Below are 24,491 nucleotides of genomic sequence, written 5' to 3'. Positions count from 1 at the left end.
CCCTGCTCAGCTACCTGGCGGTCCTGCGGGACGACACGGGCACCGGCAGTACGGCCGGCAGGAGTGTCCTGCCGGGCGTCCTGCCTGGGCCGTCGACCGTGTCGCCGGTTGACTCTGCGTCATGAGACAGACCTGGAAGGTGACCTCCCGCGTCCTTGCCGCAGGAGCGCTTGCCGGTGCGACCGCACTCGTCGGGCCGGCGGCGGTCCCCGCCCGCGCGGAGGCAGGCCCGGCCCCGAAGGTGAACGACGCCGCGATTCTCGACCTGATCCCGGCCGGCACACGGGACCGGATGGTGGCGCAGATCCCGCTGGTCGACGCGGCGACCGGCCTGCGGGCCGCCGTCGAGCGCGGCCCGTCGCGCGGGTACGCCGGCGTCGGGCTGGTCGGCGATCACGTCACGCTCTGGTGGAAGGGAAAGCTGCCCGCCGACGTCGCCTCGGCAGTGGCCGTCGCCCGCCGGATCGCGCCGGTCGAGGTCACCCATGCGGCGTACGCCAAGACGGAGCTGGCGGCTGCCGCCACGCGGATCGCTGCCGTGGTGGACGGTGACCCGGGCGACGCCGCCCACGACGTGCGGCTGCGTACCGACGGCTCCGGTCTGGAGATCGTGGTCGACGACGCGGACGAGGCGCTGCCGGAGCTGCCCCGGACCGGGGTGCGGACGACCGTCGTGGAGCGGGACCGGCTGGTCCCCCGGTCCAGGGAGGACGACGCGGCGCCCTGGAGCGGCGGGGCGCGGATCTGGAACGACTCGGGCGCGGGCTGCACGGTCGGCTTCGGCGTACGCGAGGTCGCCGCCGGCACCAACCACCTGCTCAGCGCCGGGCACTGCGGCGCAATCGGGGCGCAGTGGAGCGACGGCCAGGGCGAGCCGATCGGCGTACAGACACACAAGAACGCCGACCACGACACGATGCTCATCGGCACCCCGTCGGCCGGCGGCTGGATCTACGTCGGCGGCTCGAACGACTACGCGCGGGCCCGGGTGGTCGGCTGGACCGAGGTGTTCCCCGGCCAGATCCTCTGCCAGTCCGGCGCGACGTCGGCCGGGGTGATCGGCGGCCCGATCTGCGACCTTGAGGTGCAGTTCCACTACACCGACCGGGAGGACCTGGTCGAGGCGACCCAGCTCGACGGGGACGAATCGGCGCGGAGCGGGGACAGCGGCGGCCCGGTGTACGCGGTCAACGCCGACGGCACCGTCCTTGCCGCAGGCACCACCACCCGCTCGGCGGGGCCCGGCTTCGGGTTCCAGGACTTCGCCACCGCCCGCGACGACTTCGGCGACATCGTGCCGGTGACCGGCACGGCCGCCACCTGCCGGGTCTCCTTCACGGTCACCGACTCCTGGGCCACCGGCTACACGGCCGCGGTCACCGTCTACAACGACGGGCCGCAGGTCAGCGGCTGGACCGTGGGCTGGGCGTTCGGTGGCGGTCAGGTCGTCCAGGGGCACTGGAACGGCGTGTTCCAGCAGACCGGCGCGGCCGTGACGGTGACCAACGAGTCGTACAACGCGACGATCCTGTCCGGCGGCTCGGTGAGCTTCGGGTTCACCGCGAACGGGTCCACGACCACTCCGGCGCCGTTCACCCTGAACGGTGCAGCCTGCTCCTGAACCTGCTTCCCACCACAGGTGGGCCCCGTCGGGCGGGCACCCGGCGGGGCCCGTCGCCCGTGTCGAGGGCGGCTGGGAAGGGCGCACTTCCCAGCCGTAGGCGTCAGATGGAGGCCCTTCCTTGCTCCTCGGCCCGGAGGCGTTCGCGGGCGTAGACGCGGGCCAGGTCGTGGAAGCCGTACCGGTCGCCGTGGGCGAGCAGCAGGCCGGCGTCGACCAGTTCCTCGGCGCAGGCCGCCGCGACCTCGGCGGTCGTGCCGGTGACCGTGGCGAGCAGCGCGGCGTCGAAGTCCGGGCCGGGGAGCAGGGAGGCCCGCCGGAAAACCCCCGCCACCGTCGGGCCGAGCCGGTGGTACGAGACGTCGAACGTCGCGCGCACGTCGAGATCCCCGGTGGCCAGCGCGGTCAGCCGCCGCCCCTGGTCCCGGAGCTGGGCGACGAGCTGGGCGACCGGCCACCCGGGCCGGCTGGCCAGCCGGTTGCCGGCGACGCGGATCGCCAACGGCAGCCGGCCGCACAGCTCGACCAGCTCGTCCGTGCCGGTCGGGTCGGCGGCGAGCCGGTCCGGGCCGGCGATGGAGGCGAGCAGCCTCCGGGCGGCGTCCGGGGCGAACAGGCCGAGCGGGACCCGGACGGCACCGGTCAGCCCGGTCAGGGGGCGCCGGCTGGTGACCAGGGTCAGGCAGTGCCGCCCGGCCGGTAGCAGCGGGCGGACCTGGGCCTCGTCCTCGGCGTCGTCCAGCACGATCAGCAGCCGCCGCTCGTGGGTGAGGGTGCGGAACAGTCGACCCCGTTGCTCCGCCGGGCCCGGTATCGCTGCCTCGGGCAGCCCGAGTGAGCGGAGCAGGCCGGCTAGGGCCTCGGCCGGGTCGACGGGACGGGCCGGCGCGGTGCCGCGCAGGTCGACGAAGAGCTGTCCGTCGCCGAAGCCGACGCCGGTCCGGTGACCGGCGGTGACCGCGAGGCTGCCCTTGCCGATGCCGGGTGGTCCGTGCAGCACGATGACGGAGGCGGTGGTGGCGCTGCCGCCCGTGACCCCGCCGGCGAGCCGGGTCAGCGCGGCCAGCTCCGGCTCGCGTCCGATCAGCTCGGGCACTGCGGCGGGCAGCTCCGAGGGGACCGCAGGCAGCGGCGGGTGGGCAGTGGGCCCCGGCGGCGGGCGGCGCTGCGCGCGAGCCAGGTCGAGGAAGCCGTCGCGGTCCGCGTCGGCCAGGCCGAGCGCGTCCGCGAGCAGCACGACCGTACGTCGCTGGGGCGTGCGGACCCGGCCTCGTTCCATCTCCCGGATGGTCCGGACACTGGACCCGGACGCCTCCGCCAGCTCCTCCTGGGTGAGGCGGCGGCTGTCGCGCAGTGCCTTGAGCACCCGCCCGAAGCCCTCGCGCTGCGATACGCCGACGTGCATGTTCCCCCACAAACCGCTCACACGTCCACGTTCACCTTCACTGAGCGTGCGTCGATCGTGGCACAGGGCTCCGGGTTGGTGGGTTCCGGTGGGGCGTGAGCCTCGCCATAACTACTCATGGGTAGCGATGCGTCGCCGGTCGCCGGTCGATCCCCACGCTCGCGGCTGCGCTGAGGTTCATCGAACAATTTCGTGACCGCATCGCGGCGGCGCTCGCCACCGAAGGAACCACGGAGGAGAAGCTGCGAGCGCTAGCAGTCGTCTCGGCGGAACACTCCACAAGTGCCGCCCAACTCGTCGCGCTCTTCCTCAACGGCGCCCGGCCCCGCTGACGTCCCTCGACAAGGAAACAGTCGACGGCCACTGACGGCTCAGGTGGTGATCCGGTCGGGGCGCGCGTAGACGTTCATCGTTCGGCCGCGCAGGAAGCCGACCAGGGTCATCCCCGCCTCCTCGGCCAGCTCCGCGGCCAGGGTGCTCGGGGCGGAGACCGCCGCGAGCAGCGGCACCCCGGCCATCCACGCCTTCTGGGTCAGCTCGAAGCTCGCCCGGCCGGAGACCAGCAGCAGGTGCCCGGCCAGCGGCAGCCGCTCCTGCCGGACCGCCCAGCCGATCACCTTGTCGACGGCGTTGTGCCGGCCGACGTCCTCGCGCAGCACCACCAGCTCCCCGCCGCCGGTGAACAGCCCGGCCGCGTGCAGGCCGCCGGTGCGGTCGAAGTTGCGTTGCGCCGCCCGCAGCCGGTCCGGCAGCTCGGCCAGCAGCCCGGCCGGCACGGTGAGCGGGTCGTCCGTGACGGCGAACTGGGAGCGGGTCCGTACGGCGTCGATGCTGGCCTTCCCGCACACCCCGCAGGAGCTGGTGGTGTAGAAGTTCCGCGCCGGGTCGGTGGTCGGCTCCGGCACGCCGGGGGCGAGCACCACGTCCACCACGTTGTACGTGTTCGGCGTGTCCGCGCCCGCGCAGAGCTGGGCGGTGTGCACGTCGGCGGCGGACCGGATCAGCCCCTCGGTCAGCAGGAACCCGATCGCCAGGTCCAGGTCGTCACCGGGGGTACGCATGGTCACCGCCAACGGCCGTCGCCGGCCCGGCCCGCCCGGGCCGACCCGGATCTCCAGCGGTTCCTCCACGGACACGCTGTCCGGCCGGCGCACCGCGACGCGGCCCGGGTCGGCCGCGTCGAGGTCGATCCGGAGCACGCTCCGCCGATCAGTGGCCCGTCCCATCCCGCCATCCTGCCCGAACGGCCCGGCCGGGGCCACGCGCCACCCGTGCGGAGGGCCGCCGGCGTCAGGAGGCGGCGGCCGGGCCGGCGGGCTCCTCGGCCTCGCCGGACAGGCTGCTCTCCAGCCAGCTCACCACGAGTTCCGCGACCGCGTCGGGTGGGGGCATGGCGATGCCGACGACGTTCTCGCGCTGCCACAGCTCGAAGATCACCCGCTCCTGCGGCTCGACGACGGTGTGGCCCTCGTCGCGCAGCGTCTCCACGTGGCGTTGGGTGGTCCGCTTCGTCCACATCGACTTGTTCATGCTCGGGAAGAAGATCGCCGGCCGGTCGCTGGCCAGCAGGGCGGTCTGCGCGGGGGTGCCGGCCAGGCCGAGTGCCGCCGCGGCGATCGTGCCGGCGGTCGCCGGCAGCACGACGATGCCGAGCGAGCGCTTGGCGAACTCGGTGGGGTTCAGCGCGGGGTCGCCGCTGGCGAACACCTCGTCCGCGTACCAGGCGGCCACCTGGGGCTGCACGAACCGCTCGGCGCTGGCGGTGAGCAGCACCCGCAGCGGCAGGTCGATCTCCTGGCGCAGCCAGGACAGGTACCCGGAGGCAGCCATCGCGGCGCTGGAGCCGCAGATGATGACCGAAAGCGCGTCGTCTCGCATGCGGACAGCGTCCCGGCGCGGGGACGCCGCGGACATGGGGGAACGGCCCCATCTTCGCCGCCGGATCGGCGCGGGAGTTTGGGGGCGGCTCCCCATGCCGCCCGGGGCGTCCGGCTGGCAGGTTCGTCCTCAGCCGGCCGCCCCCACGACCCGCCGGCCTAGGAGGTGAACGGCCATGAAGAAGATCACGATCCGCAAGACGGGCTCCATCAAGCTCACCACGTCGGCGCCGCTGTACTGCACGGACTGCTGCTGACCGGTCGGCCGTCCCGGCGCGTCGGCGCGCCGGGACGGCCTTCGCCGGGCCCACGCCCTGGAGGAACCATGCCAACCACCCGCCTGGAGTTCCATCCGCTCACGTACGTGACGGAGCGGGACGGCGTCACGGTCGGTCGGATCGACGCCGCGTCCTTCGCCGTGCTGCCCGAGGACGGGGTCGCGCTGCTGCGCCGCCTCGCCGACGGGATGCCGGTCGGCGAGGCGGAGCAGTGGTACCGGAGCACCTTCGGGGAGCCCGTGGACATGGCCGACTTCGTCGACACCCTGCGTGAACTCGGTTTCATCCGGGCCGACGGGGAACCACCGGCCCGGCCGCCCGAGGTCCGCTTCCGGCGGCTCGGTCGCGCCGCCTTCTCCCCGCTGGCCTGGGCGGCGTACGCGCTGATCGTGATCGCCGCCGCCGTGGCCATGGTGAGCCGGCCGGAGCTGCGGCCGCACGCCCAGAACGTCTTCTTCGTCCCGTCGCTGCTCGTCGTGCAGCTCGGCCTTGCCCTGTGCCAGTCGCCGGGCATCCTGTGGCACGAGTGGTACCACCTGCTCGCCGCCCGCAGGCTCGGCCTGCCCACCCGGATGCGGGTCGGCCGCCGGCTCTACTACGCGGTGGTGGAGACCGAGCTGGACGCCCTGCTCACCGTGCCCGCCCGGCAGCGCTACCTGCCGATGCTGGCCGGGCTGCTGGCCGACGCGGTGCTCTTCGGCGCGCTGGTGCTCGTCGCCTGGGCCGGCCTGTCCGACGGCCTGTCCTGGCCGGGACGGCTGGCGCTGGCGGTGGCCTACACCGTCCTGCTGCGGATGTCCTGGCAGTTCTACGTCTTCCTGCGCACCGACCTGTACTACGTGGCGACCACGGCGCTGGGCTGCACCAACCTGCACGAGGTGAGCCGGGCCTGGCTGCGCGACCGGTTCGCCTGGCTGCCCTGGGTGCGCCCGTCCGAAGAGCCCCAGGACGACTGGTCCCCGCGCGACCGGCAGCTCGCGCCCTGGTTCGCGCTGATCACCTGCGGCGGGGTCGTGGCGCTGCTGGTGACCGTCACGCTGTGGACCGCGCCGCTGGTGCTGGAGTTCGCCTCCCGGGTCATCTCCGCCCTCGTGAACGGCTCCCCCACCGGCCCCGGCTTCTGGGACTCGATCGGGTCGCTGCTGCTGGTCGCCTTCGAGATCGTGCTGCTGCCGCTGCTCGCCGGCCGTACCCGGCGGCGGGCCGCCCCCGCACCGGACCCGGCGACGGCGGGCTGACGGCGCCCCGCCCGGCCACCCCGACCGGCCACCCCCGACACCCACCGCGACGCAAGGTCCATCCCAACGGAGGAGCAAGGCATGACTGCACACCAATGGCGGATCGGGCCGGCGCCGGTCGACGGCGAGCAGGTCGATATCGCGGTCGACTGTCACCGGGGGCTGCGCGGCCCCTACACCGGCCTGGGCAGCCTGCTGCGGCTGGTCGTACCCGAGGCGTACGGGCGCTGGCCGGACCTCGTCCAGCGGCACCTGACCGAGATCCTGTCCGCCGCCCCGGAGCTGCGCGGGGCGATCGACGCGGCACCCGAGACGCTCACCTCCCTGGCGGTGCCCGAGGAGCGGACCCGGATCTACCCCGCCAACCGCACCCGCCGCCTGGCGCACGGCGCGACGGAGTTCCTCGCCGGGTACGCCGCCCGCGCCGGCAGCCGCCCGCTGCGGATCGCGTTCGACCGGGTGGACCAGGCGGACCCCACCGACCAGGAGTTCCTCTCCATCTTCCTGCGCCGGGTGCGGCCGGACGTGGTGCGGGTGCTGATCGGCACCGGCGGCGAGGAACTGGAGCCCGAGCTGACCGCCGCCCTCGACCGGTACGCGGGGCGGCTGCCGGAGCTGACCCGGGTCGCCGGCCGGCCCGAACGTGGCCCGGAGGAACTGCTCCGGGCGTACGTCGACGCGGACGGCACCTCCGCGGACCCGGTCGAGCTGGCCGCGTACCGGCAGGCCGACCCGCAGGCGCGGGTGGCGCTGCACGACGCCCGCGCCGCGCTGCTGCGCGGGCTGGGCGATTGGAGCCTGGAGCTCGGCGCGATCCCCTGGCACCTGGAGCGCGGCAGCGACCCCGCCGGGGCCGGCGCGGAGGCGCTGTACGAGGCGGCGCGGCACTGCGGTGCGCTGGGCTACTACCACGCGGTGATCGACTACGGGACCCGTGGCCGGGCGATCGTCGACCCCGACACGCAGATGGAGCGGTTCTGGCTGCTCAGCACGCGGGCGAGCTCGGCGATGGTGGTGCTCGGCCGCACCGTCGAGGCGGAGCCGACCTACCTCGACCTGCGCAGCCGGTACGCGGAGCCGGAGCTGCAGATGTCCACCGGGTACGCGCTGGCCATGCTCTACACCCGCTTCCACCCGGAGGAGCGCAGGGACCACCACCTGGCCCGGGGCTACATCAACAACTCCATCGCGATCGCCTCGCTGCTGCCCGACCCGCAGAAGCGCGCCTTCCACTCCGTGTTCCAGAACAACGGGCTGGCGCTGATCGAGATGCGGCTGGGCCGGCTGCCGGCGGCGCTGCGCCTGGTCGACGAGGGGCTGAACCGGCTCGACCGGGAGCTGCCCGGCGACAAGCACCGGCTGCACCGCTCGGTGCTGGTGCACAACCGGGGCAAGGCGTACCTCGCCCTCGGCCGGCTGGACGAGGCGCTGACGGACCTGACCAACGTGATCGAGCTGGACCCGAACTACGCCGACTACTACTTCGACCGGGCCGACGTGCGGCGGCGACTGGGCGACCTCACCGGTGCGGTCGCGGACTGCGACACGGCGATCAGCCTGTCGCCGCCCTTCTTCGAGCTGTACTACAACCGGGCCGACCTCAAGGCCGAGCTGGGCGACCTGGCGGGGGCGATCGCCGACTTCGGCTACGTCGTCGAGCTGGAACCCGACCAGCTCGACGCCCGGGTGAACCTGATCAGCCTGCTGCTCGACGAGGGATCGGTCGACGCCGCCCGGCCGCACGTCGAGGAGGGGCTGCTCAGTAACCCCGGCGAGGCCCGGCTGCTGCACCTGCGCGGCGTGCTGGCGGTGACGGACGGGGCGGAGGCGGACGCCCGGCGGTACCTCGACGACGCGTTGGCGGCCGACCCGGCGCTGGTGGCCGCGCTGGCCAGCCGGGCCGCCCTGGCCTTCGACGGCGGTGACCACGAGCGGGCCACGGCCGACCTGACGGCCGCCCTCGCCGTGGACGCGGACAACCCGGACCTGCTGTACAACCGCGGATTCGTCCACGAGGCGGCGGGCCGGTGGGCCGAGGCGGTCGCGGACTACAGCCGGGCGCTGGACGCGCCCGGTGCGGACCGGGAGGAACTGCTCAGCCGGCGCGCCCGCTGCCACGCCGAACTCGGCGACGTCGACGCCTCCAGGGCCGACCGGGCGGCCGGTGCCGCCGGGCAGCCGAACCTGGCCGGCGCGCGGTGACCACCACGGCCTCCCGGCGTGCCGGGGTGGGGGCCGTCCGGGTCCCACCGGCGGACGCCGCCCCGGCCGCGCCCCCGCCCCCCGGGGCCGAGCCGGCCCGGCCGGCCCCGGTCAGCGGCCCCGAGCTGCGGGAGTTCATGCGCAACTGGGCCACCGGGGTGGCGGTGGTGACCAGCCGGCTGGCCGGGCGGCCGGTCGGCTGCACGGTGAACGCGTTCACCTCGGTGTCCCTGCGCCCGCCGCTGCTGCTCGTCTCGCTGGCCCGCACGAGCCGTACGCTGGCCGCGATCACGGCCGAGGGTGGCTTCGCGGTGAACCTGCTGGACCGCCGTCAGCGGGACCTGGCCGACCGGTTCGCGACCGCCGCCGGGGACCGTTTCGCCGGGGTGGCGCACCGCACGGTCGACGGGCTGCCCCTGCTCGACGGGGCGATGGCGGTGGCGGTGTGCACGGTGACCCAGCTCATCGGCGTCGCCGACCACATGCTGGTGCTCGGCTCCCCGTACCGGTGCCAGGCCGGGGACGACGCGGACCCGGCCGTCTTCTTCGGCGGACACTACCGGACGGTCAGTCCGGGGTGACCTCGTCCCGGACCCGGGCGGCGTAGCGGCTGAGCGCCGCCCGGTTCGCCTGCTCGGTCTTGGCGATCAGGCTCGCCACATGCTTCTCCACCGTGCGCGGCGAGATGAACAGCTCGCTGGCGATGCTGCGGTTGTCGGACCAGTCCGCCACGAGCTGGAGCACCTCGTACTCCCGCTCGGTGACCCCGATCATCCGCAGCGGCTGCGGCACCCGGCTCGTGGTGCGGCGGTACGGCACCACCACGCCGAGGCTGCGCAGGTGGGCCCGGCAGGCGCGGGCCGGGGCCGGCAGCCCCGTCCGGCAGAAGTGTTCCTCGGCGGCGCGCAGCCAGTCGACCGGGTCCCCCCACCGATCCGCGTGGGCCGCCGGCGCGACAAGGCGCAGGCCGAGGTGGACCACCACCGGATGGGCCTGGGCCCGCCGCACCGCCGTCACCGTCGCGCCGGCCGCCTCCCGCTCGCCCTGCCGGCCGAGCAGCACCGCCTTCGCCAACAGCACGAACTGCCGGTTCCAGTGCAGCCGCCCGGCCGGCGTGGCCCCGACCTCGCAGCACCGTCGCCAGTCGGCGTCGCCGTCCAGCACCGCCAACAGCAGGCCCAGCCCCTGGTGGCCGGTGAGCGGGTAGGGCGCGGGCCGCTCGGCGTCGCACGCCACCGCCCGGTCCAGCTCGCGGCGGGCCCGTCCCCGGTCCTCCTCCAGCAGGGCGCACACCGCGGCGGCCATGCCGTGGACGAGCGCGGCGACCGGCGGGCCCGGGTCGTCGTCCGAGAGGCCGGCCAGCACCGCGTCCAGTTGGTGCCGCCGCCCCCGGTGTCCGGCGCACACCGCGCGGACCAGCGCCAGCAGCGGCGCGCTGTCGCCCAGCCCGAGCCGGTGCGCCTCGGCCGCGCACTCCTCGACGAGCCGCTCGGCCTCGGCGTACTCGGCCCGCAGCGCGTGGTCCCAGGCGAGCAGGACGTCGACCGTGTGCCGCACGGCCGACGCGCCCGTCCGCCGGGCCCGCTCGGCGGCGCGCAGCAACGCGTCGGTGTCCCCGGTGAGCAGCCACCGCTGCTCGGCGAGCAGCACCGCGGCCCGGTTGCGCCACAGCGGCAGGTGGTGTCGCTCGGCGAGCCGGCGCATCTGGGCGAAGTAGCACTGGGCCTCGTCCACGTCCTGCCGCCGGGCCAGCACCCCGCGCGCCTGCCAGCCGAGGCAGGCGACGCCCGGCAGCCCGGCGAGCTCGGCCTTCCGCACGGCGCGTGTGGCGAGTCGGGCGGCCCGCTCCGGCGCGTCCGGGCCGAGGTGGGCGGCGGCGACGGCGTCGACCGCCGCGGTCTGCCGGTCGTGGGCGCCGGGGCCGAGCACCGTACGGGCGGCGTCGACCTGCGTGGTGGCGTCGGCGCGCCGACCGGCGAGGAGGGCGAGCCGGGCGAACAGGACGTGCACCGCCGCCAGCCGCTCGGGCGGGACGGCCGGATGACAGAGGTCGTCGAGGTTGTCGAGCAGCCGTAACCCGCGCCGGGCCTCGCCGCTCTCCACCAGCGCGCAGAGCAGCTCGTGCAGCACGTCGGCGCGGAGCGGGTTGTCGGCCGACGCCTGCGACAGCCGCCACGCCCGGTCGAGGGTCTCGGTCGCCGACCGGAGCCGCCCGGCGTTGAGGTCCCGGCGCCCGGCCAGGGCGAGCAGCCGTACGGCGCCCCGCACGTCGCCCGCGAGCTGGGTGAGCCGGGCGGTGAACCGGCACCACTCCCCGGGCAGGCCCGGGTACAGCTCGTTCACCGCGTCGACCGACTGGAGGGCTAGCGCGGCCTGGTCGGTGGGGGTGAGCTGGCCGAGCAGCGCGACGGCGGTCGTCATGGTGCGGAAGGCGTACCAGTCGTGGTCGTCGCCCTCGGCGGCGAGCAGGCCGGCGGTGACGGCGGCGCGCAGGTGCCCGAGCAGAGCGCCCTGTTCCATCCGCAGGGCCCGGCCGAGCACGGAGATCGGGAACCGCTCGCCGATCACGGCCGCGGCGGTGAGCAGGTGCCGGCCGGCGGGACCGAGCCGGTCGGCCTGGTCGATGACGCTGTGCCGCACGGTCGGCGGCACCTCGGTGTGCACCTCGTCGACCAACAGGCACCCGCCGGACTCCACCACCAGGGTGCCGCTGTCCCACATGGCGCGCAGCAGTTCCGTGGCCAGGAACGGGTTGCCGGCGCTGTCGCGGCAGAGCCGGTCCAGGACCGGCTCCGGTATCCGCTCCGGGGCCAGGCCCAGCCGGGACGCCGCGAGCAGGTGCACGGCCCGGCGGCCCAGCGGTTCCAGACGCAGGACGGTGCCGCTGCACCGCCGGCCGAGCGCCTGCGCCAGGTCCCACGCCGGCCCCGGCTCGGGCCGGAGGGTGGCCAGCAGCAGGGTGCCCTGGTCGGCGATGTTGTCGGCCAGGTACTCGACCACCGCCAGCGTCGCCGGGTCGGTGTCGTGCAGGTCCTCCAGCGCGAGCAGGCAGCCCCGGCCGGTGCCGGTGACCGAGAGCAGCCGCAGCACCGCCTCGGCGAGCAGCACGGGGGACGGCACGGTCTCCGCCGTCTCCGCCGACCGGTACTCCGGAATGAGGCCGCCGAGGGCGGACCGGTAGGGCCGCAGGCTGGCGTGCTCCAGGATCGGCTCGGTGCGGAACAGCAGGGCCAACGCCTCGGTCAGGGGACGCAGGGCCACGGCCCGGACGGCCGAGCCCGCCCGGCCGAGCAGCACGCCCATCCCGGCCCGCCGCCCCCGGTGGGTCGTCTCCAGGGTCAGCCGGGACTTGCCCATTCCGTCGCCGCCGACCAGGAAGATCGTGCCGCCGCAGCCCCGCCGGGCCTGGTCCAGCGCATCGTGCAGGAACTCGCGTTCCCGGTCCCGGCCGACCAGGGTGGGCAGCTCCGGGTGGTCTCCTGCTGGCATGTGCACCTGTCCTCCGTCCAACGTCGAAGAGCGTGGCGCCCCGGCCTCGAAGCGCTGCCGACCGGCTCGGCCACGAGCGCCATGAGGCTTCGGACGGAGCGTTTCTGAGTCGTCACTCTATGAAGGAATTAACAAGATTTACAGACCCGTCCGGACCGACCGCTCCGCCCTGCCCGTCGACTCAGTGACATGCGTCCCCGCCGCGGGCAGGCGGTACGGTGACCGGGTGGCGGGCTGGGCGGCGATCGTGCTGGCGGGTGGATCGGCGCGCCGGATGGGCGGGGTGGACAAGCCCGCCCTGCCGGTCGGCGGCCGGCCGATGCGCGACCGGGTGCTGGACGCCGTGGCCGACGCCGACGTCCGGGTCCTGGTCGGCCCGGCCGGCCCGGTGCCGCCGGGGGTCCGGCTGACCCGGGAGAGCCCGCCGGGCGGTGGCCCGGTCGCCGCCACGGCCGCCGGCATGTCCCTGCTGCCCGCCGATACGCCGACCGTCGCCCTGCTCGCCGCCGATCTGCCCCTGCTCACCCGGGCCGCGGTGCGGGCGCTGCGCGACCAGCTCGCCGACCCGACGGTGGACGGCGCGTGCCTCGTGGACCCCGACGGGCGGCGGCAGCCGCTGTGCGGGGTGTGGCGGGTCGCGCCGCTGCGGGCCGCCCTCGACCGGCTCGCCGCCGCCCGGGGCGGGACGCTCGACGGCGCGGCGGTGCGGGCGTTGCTCGCCGGCCTGACCGTGCGCGACCTGCCCTGGTCGGGGACGGGCCCGCCGCCCTGGTTCGACTGCGACACTGACGAGGACGTACGCCGGGCGGAGGAGTGGACACGATGACGGTGATGGACGACTGGGTCACGGCGGCCTGCGCGGAGCTGGGCCTCGACCCGGACCAGGTGCCGGTGCCGGTCGTGCTCGACCTGGCGAGGGACGTCGCCCACCAGGTGCTGCGTCCGGGCGCGCCGGTCGGCGCGTACCTGCTCGGCCTGGCCGTGGGGCGCGGGGCGGATCCGGCCGCGACGGCCGGCCGCCTGAGCGCGCTCGCCGGCACCTGGCCGGTGGAGCTGGGCGACCAGCCTCCCGCCTGACCCCGCCCGGCTCTCCACCCGTCCTGCGAACGGGAACGGCCCACAGCCGCCGCCTCCGGACGGGAGCCACGGGCCGGTGTCCGATCCTGGTCGGCCTGATTCGGCCCCGAGCCGTCCTGGGTAGGGTGACCGTGACGGACGGAGGCGATCATGACGGTAGGCCACCCCTCGGCACCGGACGGAGAACCGCCAGGCGGCACGCCCGAGCAGCACGAATCGATCCTGCTGGACGAGCCGACCACGGCTGACCTGCGGGCGAAGGTGACCGAGGCCTGGCGCGAGTTCGCCCGGGCCCTGGCCGAACGGCTGCGTGAGCTGCCAGCCGGGACCCACGTCGAGCTGACCCTCGACCCCACCGCCTCCGGCACCGGGAACGCCGTCTACTCGATCAGCGTGGACCTCACCGCCGAGGGTCGGCTCTCGGCGCGGGCCGTCGGCAACGCGGCCCTCCCGCAGGGCTACCGGCTGGACCGGTCCGCCGTCGCCGACATGGTCGCGCTCGGCTGGTCCCCGCCCGGGGTGGTCCCGGGCTCCGGCGAGCACTTCGGCCTTGAGGGCGAGACCGCCGAGGCGACCCGGCTGGCCGCGCTGCTCTCCCGCACCCTGCGGGACGTCTACGGCGCGCCGCACCCGGCCTTCCTGGTCTACGTCGTGCACGACGCCGAGGGCGAGCCCGTGCCGGTGGAGCCGCTGGGCACCGCGCGCAGCGAGTTCGGCCCCGATCAGGACGTCGAGGCCGACCTGGACGAGGCCCTGGCCGCCGCGAGCGCCCAGGGTGCCGGGAGCGACGTGCTGGACCTGGCGGAGCGGGTGCGCACCGTCGTCTCCACCATGCTCAAGTCCAGCTCCGACCAGTTGCAGGTCGACTCGGACGGGGACATCAACATCCGGGCCGGGTCGGCGATGGTCTTCGTCCGGGTCCGCGACAACCCGCCCCTGGTCGACGTCCTCTCGCCGGTGCTCACCGAGGTCGAGCCGACCGAGCGGCTCTACGTCAAGCTCTCCGAGCTGACCAACCGGATGCCGATCGGGCGGCTCTACTGCGCCGACGACACGGTGTGGGCGTCCATCCCGGTCTTCGGCCGCGACTTCCAGGCCACCCACCTGATGCTCGCCGTGCAGGTGATGACCGGCCTCGCCGACGAGCTGGACGACCGGCTGCACGGCGAGTTCGGCGGGAAGCGCTTCTTCGGCGAGGCCGACAAGCCCGGCCGGCGGGACCAGGACGAGCACCGCACCGGCATGTACCTCTGACGGAGGGGCCGGCTACGGCCACGCCATGATGACGTCAAGGGCGGGTGGGACCCGGGCGGCCCTGGTGCCGGGCCCCACCCGCCGGCAGTGGGCGGCTCAGGTCGCCGGCAGCCAGGCCAGCGTGGTGCCGCCGGTCGGGTCGCTGGCCCGCAGGCCGGCGGCGGAGACGGACCAGAGGGTGTCGCCGACCAGCACCGACCGGGCGACGGGGGTGCGGCCCGGGTGGGCGACCGCGCCGACCCGCGTGACGGTCCCGCCGGTGGCCCGCAGCAGCAGTAGAGAGCCGTCGTGGAGCGGGAGCGCCACCAGGCCGGTCCGGGGGTCGTGGAGGAAGGCGTGCGGGTCGAACTCCGCCGCCGAGCCGGTCCTCGGCAGGTGGTACTGGGCCAGCCGGGTGGGCCGGGCCGGGTCGGCCACGTCGAACAGGGAGACCTGGAGGCCCTGCGCCCGCCCGTCGGCGTCGGCCTCCTGCCCCACCCCGATCAGCCGTCCCTCGCCGGCCGGGTGCAGGTACGCCGAGTACCCGGTGATCTTCAGCTCGCCGGTGACCCGGGGTGCCGACGGGTCGGTCAGGTCGAGCGAGTAGAGCGGGTCGGTGCGTCGGAAGGTCACCACGTACCCGGTCCGGCCGAGGTAGCGCACCGAGTGGATCTGCTCGCCCCGGCCGAGCCCGCTCACCGTCCCGGTGCGGGCCAGAGCGCCGTCCCGGCGGGTCAGCACGTACACGGCGGACTCGGTCGTCGGCCGGGCCCTGCGCCCGGCGCTGCTGCTGCTGGTGGTGGCCACCCGCAGGTGACCCTGCCACTCCGACAGGGCGTACTGGTTGATCAGGGTGCCCGGCACCGCGCCGCTGGCCAGGTAGCGGGGCCGGCCCGGGGTGCCGGTGTCGAACTGGTGGATCACGGTGGTCGCGTCGCCCGAGGACCCGGGCCGACCGCGCGGCCGGAGCTGACCCGGCCGCTGCTGCTGGCCGGCGAGGTAGAGGCTCCCGGCGGTGCCGTAGACGGTGTCCGCGTCGCCGGCCACGCTGACCGGGTCCCCGTCGCCGAGCCGGCCCGTGGCCAGGTCGAAGCTGAGCACGGTGAGCACGGCGGTGCCGGTGCTGTCGGCCGTCGCGCTCAGCCGGTCGCAGCCGACCCGGCCGGCTTCGCTGCGGCCACCCTCGGTCCGGTCGTACGTCGGCAGCCAGGCGTCGAGGCCGGCGCGGGCGATCACCGCCCGGTTCGCCGCCAGCCGCTGCGCGTCGGTGGCGTCCTCGCCCAGGTCGGGCAAGACCAGTCGGGGCTGCGAGCGGACCACCACCCGGGCCGTCGGGCCGGTGAGCCGCGCGTCGAGCAGGTTCCCCTCGATCCGGTACGTCCCGGTCAGCGTGGGCCGCCCGGCCAGGTCCACCAGGAGCAGCCGGGGCCCGGCCGGCTCGGCCACCTTCTCCTGCCCGGCGGCGACGCCGGCCGGCCGCCGGCCGCCCGACGGCTCGATGCGACGGACCGTCGCCGAGCGCACGAGGACCAGCGCCCGGTCCCCGTGCAGCAGCAGGCTGTCCGGGGACCACTCAAAACGACCGTCGTCGCCGGTCAGGTCGAGCTGCCCGGTAGCCCGCCGGGTCGCCGCGTCCACCACCCGCAGCACGCCCCCGGTGACCGTGACGATCCGCCGGCCGTCGGTCTTCACCAGGTCCGGCTCGTCGGCGCCGGGCTCGTGGTTGTTGGTGCCGGAGGGTTCCGCCGCCGCACCGGCCGCCGCTCGCGCGCCGTCCACCGTCTTGGGCACCCTCGCCGGCTCGGCGAGCCCGCCCGGCGCCATGCCCGTGCGCCAGTTGGGCTGGAAGCCCCACGGCCCGACCGAGGCGGAGGCCGCGGCGCGCAGCCGGGTCAGCGCCTCGGCGCAGGTGTCGAAGGAGACCAGCCGGAGCGGGCCCGGCGGGGGCGGTTCCGGCTCGTGGCGTGGGAGGGCGGCGGCACTCCCGGCCAGCAGGGTGAGCGCGGCCAGCGTGCCGGCCGCGGCGGCGAGGTGTCCCCGTGTCATGCCCGCTTCGACGCCGCGTGTCCGGCTCCGGTTCCCGGCCGGCGTTCCCGACGGACGTCGCCGCGCCGAGAAGGCGGCGGACGACCCGACCGCCGGCCGGCGCGGCGACCTATGTAGCGACTCTTCTCGGGGCCGGCTCGGGAAGGCGGTGCCGCATTGGCGCCGCCTTCCGCTGCAACTGCGACGACGTTGTTTACGGGCATCCGAAATCGCCCGTCGGGAGCCGCTGCCCGGGTGACCCGCCCGAGCGGCGACCTCGGCCCGACGGATCGGCGGCCACGGCACTGCGCTCCAGCTCGGCTCCTGGAGACCCCCGGGCCGCTACGCGGAAGGCCCGACGCCGGGGATCTCGACCAGGCGGGACAGCACGATGGTGCTCCGGGTCGAGGTGACGAAGGACTCGGCGCGCAGCCGCTCCAGGGCATCCTCCAGGTGGGCGATGTCCGCGGCGCGCAGGTGCACCAACGCGTCCGCCTCCCCGGAGACGGTGTACGCGCCGACCACCTCGGGGTGCCGGCGGACGGCCACGCCGATCTGGGCGGGAGTGGTCCGTCCGGCGCAGAACAGCTCGACGAACGCCTCCGTGGTCCAGCCGACGGCGGCCGGGTCGACGACGGCCGTGAACCCCCGGATCACCCCGGTGGCGCGCATCCGGTCGACCCGGCGCTTGACGGCGGGGGCGGAGAGTGACACCCGGGTGCCGATGTCGGCGTACGACGCGCGCGCGTCTGCCACAAGTAGCGCAATGATTCGCTGGTCTACGGCGTCTATCTGCAACGTTTCGCCTTCGGGAAGCAATGGTTGTGGCTGTTACCAAAGTTGTACGGTACCTACCCTTGGTCACCGTGAACCAGCAGCGAGTCCCGCGAAAGCGGACATACCTCATGTGCTCGCCGGAGTACTTCGCCGTCGAGTACGCGATCAACCCGTGGATGGACGTCACCACCCCCGTCAACGCGGAGCTGGCGGTCAAACAGTGGGACCGGCTGCGGGGGGCCCTGGTCGACCTCGGTCACGAGGTCCACCTGCTCACTCCCGAGCCGGGGCTGCCCGACATGGTGTTCGCCGCCAACGGCGCGTTCATGGTCGACGGGACGGTGTACGGCGCCCGGTACAAGCACGAGCAGCGGTCCGCCGAGGCCGCCCTGCACCGGGCGTTCTACGAGGCCCAGGGGTGGCGGTTCATCGGACCGGGCGAGATCAACGAGGGCGAGGGCGACTTCGCGTACCTGCCGGAGGCGCACGGGGGCCTGATCCTCGCCGGCCACGGCTTCCGCACCGAGTTGCCCGCGCACGCCGAGGCGCAGGAGGCGCTCGGTCGACCGGTGGTGTCGCTGCACCTGGTCGACCCGCGTTTCTACCACCTCGACGTGGCGCTGGCCTCGATCGACGACGGGAACATCGCCTACTACCCGGGCGCCTTCTCGGCGGCCAGCCAGCAGGTCCTCGCCCAACTCTTCCCGGACGCGGTGCTCGCCGACGACGCCGACGCCCTGGCCTTCGGGCTGAACCTGGTCAGCGACGGCGCGAACGTCGTGCTCAACGGGGCCGCGACCCGGCTCGCCGGCAGGCTCAAGGCCGCCGGATACACGCCGATTCCGGTCGAGCTGTCCGAGCTGAAGAAGGGCGGCGGCAGCGTGAAGTGCTGCGTCGCCGAACTGCGCCACTGACCACGGCGGCGCTCGACGGCCGCGCCACCGCACGGCCGCGCCGACGGACGGCGGGCCGGTCTCACCTGGGGGGAGACCGGCCCGTCGCACGTCCGCTCCCGCTCGACACCTGCCGGCGTCGGCGGCGGCCCGTCCAGCCGAGCGTGGCCAGCTCGTTGATCAGCCGAGCGTGGCCAGCTCGTTGATCAGCACGTTGGACAGCAGTCGGCCGTCCCGCTGGACCTTGCGCAGGTACCACTTCTGCTGCGGGGTACGCGGCTGGTTGAACTGCCACGCCCCGCGCGGGCTGTCGATCTGGCCGATCTTGCCCATCGCCAGGTTGACCTGCTGCGAGGTCGGGTCCGGCCCGGCCAGCCGGATCGCCTTGTCCAGCACCTGAGCCGCGTCGTACGACGCCATCGCGTAGGTGGTGGGCGACGTGCCGTGGGTCTTGCGGTACGCCGAGGCGAAGGTGCGGTTCGCGGTGTTGTTGAGGTCGGCGGAGTAGTTCAGCGCGGTCACGATGTTGCGCGCCTCCACCTCCTGCACCTCGCTGAGCACCGTGCCCTCGGTCAGGAAGCCGGTGGCGTAGACCGGGCCGGTGTACCGCTCCCGGTGCAACTGCTTGATGAACTGCACCGCGGCCGGCCCGGCGAAGTGGCAGAAGATCGCGTCCGGCTTCCGACTCAGCGCCTTGCGGATGTCGGCGGCGTAGGTGGTGCTCCCCGGGGTGGTGGTGGGGTCGGCCCAGATCACCGGGTCGGAGATCCTGGGGTCCGCCGCCCCGGCCGAGCTGAACTGGGCCTGGAGGCCCTGGATCACGTCCCGGGAGCCAAGGTTGTCCGGCGCGATGATGGAGATCCGGCTGCCGGCGGGAAGCCGTTGCGCCATGTACGGGCCGAGCGCCCGGCCCGGCTCGTCCAGCACGTACGAGGTACGCCAGATGTAGACGACGCTCTGCAGGCTCTTGGGGGAGGCGTTGGAGCCGACCAGCGGGACCCGGGCCTTCTCCACGGTGTCCCGGATGCCGACCATGACCGCCGAGTTGACCACCCCGGTCAGCGCCAGCGCGCCCTGCTTGAGCAGGTTGTCCACCGCTGCCTTGCCGGTCTTGGCGTTGTCGCCCTCGTCGGCGGTCAGCAGGGTCACCGGATGGCCGCCGAGCTGCTGGTCGTGCAGGGTGAGGTAGAGCTGGAAGCCGTTGAGGACCTCGTCGCCGATGGCCTTGTAGCCGCCGGACTGGGGTGCGATGAGGCCGATCTTGACAGGGGCGCCGGTGGGGGCCGAGTCGTCCTCGTCCTCCGCGGCGCAGGCGGTGGTGAGGCCGGTGGTACCGAGAGCGGCCAACAGGTGGAGCGCCCGCCTACGGTTCATCTGGGACACCGAGTTCCTTCCGGGAGCTGAGCAGGGCCGATACCGCCCCCTCGGCGTTCTACCCCCTCCGCGACGCTGCGTCAATGATCAGTGATCAACCTGCAAGGAACGCAGCGCACGGGCCACTTCCGGCCACGCGGACGACTCCGGATCGATGATCCCGAAATGCTCGCATTCGGAAAGCTCGATCAAGCGGATCCGGCTCCCCGCCGCCCGCGCGGCGGCGACGTAGGACCGGCTCAGCGCCACCGGCACCTGCCGGTCCAGGACGCCGTGCACGACTACGGTCGGTGTCGACAGCGGTACCCGAACCGTGGGGTCCGCGTCCGCGTACCGCTCGGGGTGCTCCGCCGGGCCGCCGCCGAGCAGCGCCGCCACCGCGCCCGAGTCCAGGTCCAGCCGGTACGCCTCGGCGAGGTCGGCCACCGGGGCCAGCGCCAGCACCCCGGCCACCGTGTCCGGGGCGGACGCGGCGGCGTACAGCGCGAGGTGGCCGCCGGCCGAGTGGCCGACCAGCAGCGGCGGGCCGGGACGCAGCCGATCGCCCAGTGCCGGCCCGGCCAGCCCCGGCAGCGCCGCCACCCCGGCCAGCACGTCGGTCAGGGTGCCCGGCCAGCCGCCCCCCGGCTGCCCGGTCCGCCGGTACTCCAACTGGGCCACGGGGTGACCGAGCCCGGCCAGGGCCGCCGCCAGCGGGCCGGTGTGGGCCCGGTCGTACTCCGCCCGCCAGAAGCCGCCGTGCACCACCACGACCAGCGGCCGGGGCGGGCCGTTCCCCGCAGGTCGGCGCAGGTCGGCGACCTGGTCCGGATGCCTGCCGTAGGCGACGGTGGCGTCCGGGGCGGGGGCGGGGCGGGTGAGCACGGCACGGGGGTCGGCGGGCATGCCGGCGACGGTAGCGCGGAAACCCCGGCCGGGATCGGTCCCGCCGAGCCGGCCGCCCGTCGGCTGGGCGAAGATGGGAGGCATGACCGAAGCACACTTCGCTGGACAGAACGACGATCCGGATCACGAGGGCGTCGGGGACGCCGGCACGGTGGTGGTGGTCGGCCCGGACGGCCGGCCGGTCGGCACCGTGCAGACCGACGGGGCCGCCGGGGAGGACCCGACGCGCCTGGTGGAGCAGCCGGCCAAGGTGATGCGGATCGGCAGCATGATCAAGCAGCTGCTGGAGGAGGTCAAGTCCGCCCCCCTCGACGACGCGAGCCGGCACCGGATGCGGGAGATCCACGAGCGCTCGATCGTCGAGTTGAAGGAGGGCCTGGCCCCCGAGCTCCGCGAGGAGCTGGAGCGGATCTCGCTGCCCTTCACCGAGGACAAGGCGCCCAGCGAGGGCGAGCTGCGGATCGCCCACGCCCAGCTCGTCGGCTGGCTGGAGGGGCTGTTCCACGGCATCCAGGCGGCCCTGGTGGCCCAGCAGATGGCCGCCCGGGTGCAGCTGGAGCAGATGCGCTCCGGCCGGCAGGCGCTGCCCAGCGGCCCGGCCGGACTGGTGCCGGGGATGCCGGGGATGCCCGGCGTGGGCCAGCCGCAGGGCGGCGAGGGGCACAGCACCGGCCAGTACCTCTGACCGTCGCGCGCCGGGCCGTCCGCGGCCCGCCGCGGCTCACCCCACCCCGAAGACCTTCTCCAGGTACGCGGCCACGCCGTCCTCCGAGTTCGCCGAGGTGACCTCGTCGGCGATCTCCAGGACGGCGGGGTGCGCGTTGGCGACCGCCACCCCCCGCCCCGCCCAGGTCAGCATCGGCACGTCGTTGGGCATGTCGCCGAAGGCCAGCACGTCCCGCTGTTCGATGCCCGCCCGGGCGCAGTACCAGGCCAGGCCGGCGGCCTTGGTCACCCCGGCCGCCGAGATCTCCACCAGCCCCGTGTACGACGAGTGGGTCGCCTCGGCCAGCCCGCGCAGCGCCCCGGCGACCACCTGGACGAACAGGTCCGGATCCTGCTCCCCGGCCCGGGCCAGCAGCTTCACCGCTGGCACCGAGTGCAGCTCCTCGGGCGAGGTGACCGCCCGGATAGCCTCGGCGTCGGCGTCCCAGCGCAGCGGGTAGCCCGCCTCGTGTCGCATCTCCCGGCTGTCGACGATCTCCACGGCGAAGCTCACTCCGGGCACCTCGGCGCGCAGCCGGCGGGCCACCTCGGCGAGCAGTTCCGGGGCGAGCGGGTCGGCCCGCAGCACCTCGTCGGTCACCGGGTCGTACACCACGGCGCCGTTGGCGCAGATCGCCGGCAGCGGCTCGGCGAGCTGCTCGTACACCAGGGAGAGCCAGCGGAGCGGGCGGCCGGTGACCAGCACGACCGGGGTGCCCCGCGCGGACATCAGGGCCAGCGCGTCCCGGGTGCGTGGGCTGATCGCGCGGTCGTCGCCGAGCAGCGTGCCGTCGATGTCGGTGGCGACCAGCCGAGGTGTCTCTCCCATCACCGGGAGAGTAGTCGGTCCAGGTAGACCGCGACTCCGTCGTCGTCGTTGCGCAGGGTCACCTCGTCGGAGGCGGCCCGGACCGCCGGGTGGGCGTTGGAGACGGCCACCCGGCCCCATCCGGCCCACGCGAACATCGGCAGGTCGTTGGGCATGTCGCCGAAGACCAGCACCTCGGCCGGGTCCACCCCGAGCCGCTGCGCCACCACGGTCAGCCCGGACGCCTTGTCGACCCCGGGCGGGCAGATCTCGATGAAGCCGAGCCCGGCCTGGGTCAACGAGGCGACCTCCGCCGGGATGATCCGGCGGGCGGTCTCCAGCAGCGTGTCCACGTGGTGTTCGGCGGTCCGGGCGAACGCCTTGATCACGTCGCCGGAGAGGCACTCGTCGCGGGTCCGGGCCTCGAACCGGTCCGGGTACGGCCAGCTCGGGTGGTAGTCGCCCCAGAGCGGGGCGTCGTGCTCGTCGGACGCCTCGACCATCACGGTGAGCGGGCCGACCTCGGTCTCCAGGTCGGCGACCAGTCGGGCCAGCACCTCGCCGGGAAGTCGCTCGTCGCGCAGCACCAGCGGGCCGGCCGGGTCGCTCTGGTCGACCACCCGGCCCCCGCCGGCCATCACCAGGAAGTCGGCGGCGCGGATGTCGTTGAGGGTCAGCTCGGTCAGCCGGGGCCCCCGACCGGTCGCGCAGACCACCGGGATGCCGGCGGCCCGCACCCGGTCGAGCACCTCGTGCGTGTACGCGGAGACCGTCTCGTCGCTGCGGACCAAGGTCCCGTCGAGGTCGGTGGCGACCAGCTTGGGCAGTCCCGGGCGGGTCATCGTTCCTCCTTCGCCCGCCGCCGTCGCGCCGGCCCGTTCGTTCGGTCGTCGGTGCCTCGACCGGGAGTGACGGCGGGCAGCAACCGTACCTCGCCGCGCAGGCCGTAGCGGGGCTTCCCGGCGAACCGGCCGGCGACGCTGAACGTCCATCCGGTGTCCCGGCGGCGGGCGTGGGCGACGTGGTGCGGCCGGGCCCGGCGGTGCCGCCCGGGGCTGTGGCGTCCGCCGGTCCGCGCCGTCCGGTGGGCACCCCCGCCGGACGCCACCGGGGATGGGTGCGGGCCGCCGGGGCCCTCAGTCAGGCGGGCGGTTCGGGGCGGGCGAACGGCAGCGCGGTCTGGACGGTGAGATCCGCCGGCGCGGGCGGCAGGTCGGCGTCGCGGCCCGACCGGGGCGTGCCGCCCCGCCGGCCCCAGCGGCCCGGTTCGGGCTCCGGGTCCGGGCCCGTCGGCCCGGCCTCGTCGACCGGGGCGCTCTCCCGGCCGGGCGGGCCGGGGGCCGGCACCCGACCGGCGAGGTGCAGCGCCGCGGCCAGCAGCGCACAGGCCGCGAAGGCCATCACCAGGCCCCGGCCGTACTCGACCCGGAATCCGTCCTCGGTCGAGTAGAAAAAGGTGCGCTGCCCGGAGTCGTCGAGCGAGAAGGCCGTGGCGACCAGGACACCGAGCAGGGCCGCCGCCAGGGCGAGGCCGGCCACCCGCGCGTTGTGCCGCACGGCGGGTGTGCCCCGCAGGGCCAGGGCCACCGCCGCCGCCAGCGCGAAGAGCCCCATCAGGTAGCCCACCCCGAACCCGCCGATGTCGGACACCCCGCCCGGCACCCGCAACATGGTGTTGCCCGTGGGGCCACCGTTCGGCACGGTCAGCACCATCCACTCGCCGACCAGGGAGGCGAAGGCCGCCGCCACGCCGAGACCGGCCGGCAGCAGGGGCAGCCGCCGGTCCCGCCCCAGCCCCGCCAGCGGCCGACCGGCCCGCCGGGGAGGCGTGGGTTCGGGCCCGCCCCACTCCACGACGGCGGTGCCGTCGGACCGGGTGTCCTGCCGAGGGATGGGGAGATCCTGGGACATCGGCCACCTCTCCACCGCTCGCGGGCCTGAGTCGAATCATGACACAGCCGACACCGCGCGGCCGGGAACCGGGGCCGTCCCGGGACCGGATCCGATCGGGCGCAGTGGCTCGCCCGCCGCCCGGCTTTCGGTTAGCGTCGGTGCATGCCTATCCGTACCGCATCCGCACGCTGGCAGGGCGATCTCACCGAGGGTTCCGGCACGGTCCGCACCGGCAAGGGCGGACTCCAGGGGAACTACTCCTTCAAGTCGCGCTTCGAGGAGGGCGAGGGGACCAACCCCGAGGAGCTGATCGGGGCCGCCCACGCCGCCTGCTTCTCGATGGCGTTCTCCAAGCAACTCGCCGACGCCGGCGTCACCGGCACCTGGGTGGAGACCGCCGCCAAGGTGCACTTCGACAAGACCGACGCGGGGATGACCGTCACCCGGATCGACCTGGAGACGGTCGGCCAGGCGCCGGGCCTCGACGAGGTCCAGTTCACCAAGCTGGCCGAGACGGCCAAGGAGAACTGCCCCATCTCGCGCCTGCTCTCCCCGGGCGCCCAGATCAGCCTCACCGCCCGCCTCGCCTCCTGATCCCTGCGGCGCACCGCGCCCGCCCGGCGCGGAGGTCCCCGTCCGATCAGGATGGGGGCCTCGGCGTCCCGGGCCGGATCTTGGGCTCGGCGGAGCGTGGCGGCTCGGGAAGAATGG

21 protein-coding genes are annotated in these 24,491 nt (G+C 74.8%); 10 read left to right on the top strand and 11 right to left on the bottom strand.

The features are described 5' to 3' along the window. Nucleotides 1–121 precede the first annotated feature (121 nt). Nucleotides 122–1,621: a cellulose binding domain-containing protein gene (locus ABT023_RS00565; protein ID WP_350880151.1), complete on the top strand. Its 1,500-nt coding sequence runs from the start codon at nucleotides 122–124 to the stop codon at nucleotides 1,619–1,621. A gap of 103 nt (nucleotides 1,622–1,724) precedes the next feature. Here ABT023_RS00565 and ABT023_RS00560 read toward each other — a convergent pair whose 3' ends face one another. From ABT023_RS00560 to ABT023_RS00550, 3 genes are all read right to left on the bottom strand, one after another. Next, nucleotides 1,725–3,047, bottom strand: a complete 1,323-nt coding sequence (locus ABT023_RS00560; RefSeq protein ID WP_350880149.1) for a helix-turn-helix domain-containing protein — start codon at nucleotides 3,045–3,047, stop codon at nucleotides 1,725–1,727. 350 nt (nucleotides 3,048–3,397) lie between these two features. Further along, a complete protein-coding gene (gene fdhD, locus ABT023_RS00555; protein WP_350880147.1) occupies nucleotides 3,398–4,252 on the bottom strand; it encodes a formate dehydrogenase accessory sulfurtransferase FdhD in 855 nt (284 codons plus the stop codon). Between the two features lie 64 nt (nucleotides 4,253–4,316). Then, nucleotides 4,317–4,904 (bottom strand): flavoprotein, encoded by a 588-nt coding sequence (locus ABT023_RS00550; RefSeq protein ID WP_350880145.1) that lies wholly within the window; start codon nucleotides 4,902–4,904, stop codon nucleotides 4,317–4,319. A gap of 324 nt (nucleotides 4,905–5,228) precedes the next feature. Here ABT023_RS00550 and ABT023_RS00545 point away from each other — a divergent pair, with 324 nt between their 5' ends. The 3 genes from ABT023_RS00545 (at nucleotide 5,229) to ABT023_RS00535 (ending at nucleotide 9,202) form a co-directional block, all read left to right on the top strand. Next, complete coding sequence (locus ABT023_RS00545) at nucleotides 5,229–6,419, top strand: hypothetical protein (protein ID WP_350880144.1); 1,191 nt, start codon at nucleotides 5,229–5,231, stop codon at nucleotides 6,417–6,419. Nucleotides 6,420–6,500: 81 nt separating this feature from the next. Further along, on the top strand, nucleotides 6,501–8,621 hold the full coding sequence (locus ABT023_RS00540) for a tetratricopeptide repeat protein (protein WP_350880142.1): 2,121 nt from the start codon (nucleotides 6,501–6,503) through the stop codon (nucleotides 8,619–8,621). Next, the gene (locus ABT023_RS00535) at nucleotides 8,618–9,202 is read left to right on the top strand and encodes a flavin reductase family protein (protein ID WP_350880140.1); all 585 of its coding nucleotides are present in this window, start codon (nucleotides 8,618–8,620) and stop codon (nucleotides 9,200–9,202) included. Before ABT023_RS00540 ends, ABT023_RS00535 begins: the two co-directional genes overlap by 4 nt. Here ABT023_RS00535 and ABT023_RS00530 read toward each other — a convergent pair. Further along, complete coding sequence (locus tag ABT023_RS00530; protein WP_350880138.1) at nucleotides 9,189–12,110, bottom strand: helix-turn-helix transcriptional regulator; 2,922 nt, start codon at nucleotides 12,108–12,110, stop codon at nucleotides 9,189–9,191. The two genes, ABT023_RS00535 and ABT023_RS00530, sit on opposite strands and share 14 nt — an antisense overlap. 169 nt (nucleotides 12,111–12,279) lie before the next feature. Here ABT023_RS00530 and mobA point away from each other — a divergent pair, with 169 nt between their 5' ends. From mobA to ABT023_RS00515, 3 genes are all read left to right on the top strand, one after another. Beyond that, nucleotides 12,280–12,936: a molybdenum cofactor guanylyltransferase gene (mobA, locus tag ABT023_RS00525; RefSeq protein ID WP_350880606.1), complete on the top strand. Its 657-nt coding sequence runs from the start codon at nucleotides 12,280–12,282 to the stop codon at nucleotides 12,934–12,936. Then, the gene (locus ABT023_RS00520) at nucleotides 12,933–13,187 is read left to right on the top strand and encodes a DUF6457 domain-containing protein (RefSeq protein ID WP_350880136.1); all 255 of its coding nucleotides are present in this window, start codon (nucleotides 12,933–12,935) and stop codon (nucleotides 13,185–13,187) included. Before mobA ends, ABT023_RS00520 begins: the two co-directional genes overlap by 4 nt. Nucleotides 13,188–13,337: 150 nt before the next feature. Then, nucleotides 13,338–14,441, top strand: a complete 1,104-nt coding sequence (locus ABT023_RS00515) for a T3SS (YopN, CesT) and YbjN peptide-binding chaperone 1 (RefSeq protein ID WP_350880134.1) — start codon at nucleotides 13,338–13,340, stop codon at nucleotides 14,439–14,441. Between the two features lie 96 nt (nucleotides 14,442–14,537). Here ABT023_RS00515 and ABT023_RS00510 read toward each other — a convergent pair whose 3' ends face one another. Both ABT023_RS00510 and ABT023_RS00505 read right to left on the bottom strand, forming a co-directional pair. Continuing rightward, nucleotides 14,538–16,466, bottom strand: coding sequence for a beta-propeller domain-containing protein (locus ABT023_RS00510; RefSeq protein WP_350880132.1), 1,929 nt, complete (start codon nucleotides 16,464–16,466; stop codon nucleotides 14,538–14,540). A 321-nt stretch (nucleotides 16,467–16,787) separates the two neighbouring features. Next, nucleotides 16,788–17,243 (bottom strand): Lrp/AsnC family transcriptional regulator, encoded by a 456-nt coding sequence (locus ABT023_RS00505; protein ID WP_350880130.1) that lies wholly within the window; start codon nucleotides 17,241–17,243, stop codon nucleotides 16,788–16,790. Between the two features lie 59 nt (nucleotides 17,244–17,302). Here ABT023_RS00505 and ddaH point away from each other — a divergent pair, with 59 nt between their 5' ends. Then, nucleotides 17,303–18,136, top strand: coding sequence for a dimethylargininase (gene ddaH, locus ABT023_RS00500; RefSeq protein WP_350880128.1), 834 nt, complete (start codon nucleotides 17,303–17,305; stop codon nucleotides 18,134–18,136). A 159-nt stretch (nucleotides 18,137–18,295) separates the two neighbouring features. On the opposite strand, the gene ABT023_RS00495 is transcribed toward ddaH, so the two are convergent. Both ABT023_RS00495 and ABT023_RS00490 read right to left on the bottom strand, forming a co-directional pair. Next, the gene (locus tag ABT023_RS00495) at nucleotides 18,296–19,498 is read right to left on the bottom strand and encodes an ABC transporter substrate-binding protein (protein WP_350880126.1); all 1,203 of its coding nucleotides are present in this window, start codon (nucleotides 19,496–19,498) and stop codon (nucleotides 18,296–18,298) included. 78 nt (nucleotides 19,499–19,576) lie between these two features. Next, the gene (locus ABT023_RS00490; RefSeq protein ID WP_350880124.1) at nucleotides 19,577–20,374 is read right to left on the bottom strand and encodes an alpha/beta hydrolase family protein; all 798 of its coding nucleotides are present in this window, start codon (nucleotides 20,372–20,374) and stop codon (nucleotides 19,577–19,579) included. 73 nt (nucleotides 20,375–20,447) lie between these two features. Here ABT023_RS00490 and ABT023_RS00485 point away from each other — a divergent pair, with 73 nt between their 5' ends. Beyond that, on the top strand, nucleotides 20,448–21,059 hold the full coding sequence (locus ABT023_RS00485; RefSeq protein WP_350880122.1) for a bacterial proteasome activator family protein: 612 nt from the start codon (nucleotides 20,448–20,450) through the stop codon (nucleotides 21,057–21,059). 36 nt (nucleotides 21,060–21,095) lie between these two features. Here the strand turns inward: ABT023_RS00485 and ABT023_RS00480 are convergent, their stop codons facing one another. The 3 genes from ABT023_RS00480 to ABT023_RS00470 form a co-directional block, all read right to left on the bottom strand. Further along, nucleotides 21,096–21,908, bottom strand: a complete 813-nt coding sequence (locus ABT023_RS00480; RefSeq protein ID WP_350880120.1) for an HAD family hydrolase — start codon at nucleotides 21,906–21,908, stop codon at nucleotides 21,096–21,098. Next, nucleotides 21,908–22,729 (bottom strand): HAD family hydrolase, encoded by an 822-nt coding sequence (locus tag ABT023_RS00475; protein WP_350880118.1) that lies wholly within the window; start codon nucleotides 22,727–22,729, stop codon nucleotides 21,908–21,910. Before ABT023_RS00475 ends, ABT023_RS00480 begins: the two co-directional genes overlap by 1 nt. A gap of 298 nt (nucleotides 22,730–23,027) precedes the next feature. Continuing rightward, on the bottom strand, nucleotides 23,028–23,798 hold the full coding sequence (locus ABT023_RS00470) for a hypothetical protein (protein WP_350880116.1): 771 nt from the start codon (nucleotides 23,796–23,798) through the stop codon (nucleotides 23,028–23,030). 144 nt (nucleotides 23,799–23,942) lie between these two features. On the opposite strand from ABT023_RS00470, the gene ABT023_RS00465 reads away from it, so the two are divergent. Continuing rightward, on the top strand, nucleotides 23,943–24,374 hold the full coding sequence (locus ABT023_RS00465) for an OsmC family protein (protein ID WP_350880114.1): 432 nt from the start codon (nucleotides 23,943–23,945) through the stop codon (nucleotides 24,372–24,374). The last annotated feature ends 117 nt before the right edge of the window (nucleotides 24,375–24,491 follow it).

Source organism: Micromonospora sp. NPDC002296 (assembly GCF_040296145.1).
In the GTDB taxonomy this organism is placed as follows: domain Bacteria; phylum Actinomycetota; class Actinomycetes; order Mycobacteriales; family Micromonosporaceae; genus Micromonospora.
The sequence above is the reverse complement of the archived record's forward strand: the minus strand, read 5'-3'. Positions and strand labels throughout refer to the sequence as shown.

What these genes read in the sequence shown, in the direction of transcription:
- ABT023_RS00565 (WP_350880151.1), top strand. Translation starts at nt 122, where the DNA reads ATGAGACAGACCTGGAAGGTGACCTCCCGCGTCCTTGCCGCAGGAGCG.
- ABT023_RS00510 (WP_350880132.1), bottom strand. Translation starts at nt 16,466, where the DNA reads ATGACACGGGGACACCTCGCCGCCGCGGCCGGCACGCTGGCCGCGCTC.
- ABT023_RS00540 (WP_350880142.1), top strand. Translation starts at nt 6,501, where the DNA reads ATGACTGCACACCAATGGCGGATCGGGCCGGCGCCGGTCGACGGCGAG.
- ABT023_RS00470 (WP_350880116.1), bottom strand. Translation starts at nt 23,798, where the DNA reads ATGTCCCAGGATCTCCCCATCCCTCGGCAGGACACCCGGTCCGACGGC.
- ABT023_RS00465 (WP_350880114.1), top strand. Translation starts at nt 23,943, where the DNA reads ATGCCTATCCGTACCGCATCCGCACGCTGGCAGGGCGATCTCACCGAG.
- ABT023_RS00515 (WP_350880134.1), top strand. Translation starts at nt 13,338, where the DNA reads ATGACGGTAGGCCACCCCTCGGCACCGGACGGAGAACCGCCAGGCGGC.
- ABT023_RS00490 (WP_350880124.1), bottom strand. Translation starts at nt 20,374, where the DNA reads ATGCCCGCCGACCCCCGTGCCGTGCTCACCCGCCCCGCCCCCGCCCCG.
- ABT023_RS00545 (WP_350880144.1), top strand. Translation starts at nt 5,229, where the DNA reads ATGCCAACCACCCGCCTGGAGTTCCATCCGCTCACGTACGTGACGGAG.
- ABT023_RS00550 (WP_350880145.1), bottom strand. Translation starts at nt 4,904, where the DNA reads ATGCGAGACGACGCGCTTTCGGTCATCATCTGCGGCTCCAGCGCCGCG.
- ABT023_RS00480 (WP_350880120.1), bottom strand. Translation starts at nt 21,908, where the DNA reads ATGGGAGAGACACCTCGGCTGGTCGCCACCGACATCGACGGCACGCTG.
- ABT023_RS00530 (WP_350880138.1), bottom strand. Translation starts at nt 12,110, where the DNA reads ATGCCAGCAGGAGACCACCCGGAGCTGCCCACCCTGGTCGGCCGGGAC.
- ABT023_RS00475 (WP_350880118.1), bottom strand. Translation starts at nt 22,729, where the DNA reads ATGACCCGCCCGGGACTGCCCAAGCTGGTCGCCACCGACCTCGACGGG.
- fdhD (WP_350880147.1), bottom strand. Translation starts at nt 4,252, where the DNA reads ATGGGACGGGCCACTGATCGGCGGAGCGTGCTCCGGATCGACCTCGAC.
- ABT023_RS00520 (WP_350880136.1), top strand. Translation starts at nt 12,933, where the DNA reads ATGACGGTGATGGACGACTGGGTCACGGCGGCCTGCGCGGAGCTGGGC.
- ABT023_RS00485 (WP_350880122.1), top strand. Translation starts at nt 20,448, where the DNA reads ATGGGAGGCATGACCGAAGCACACTTCGCTGGACAGAACGACGATCCG.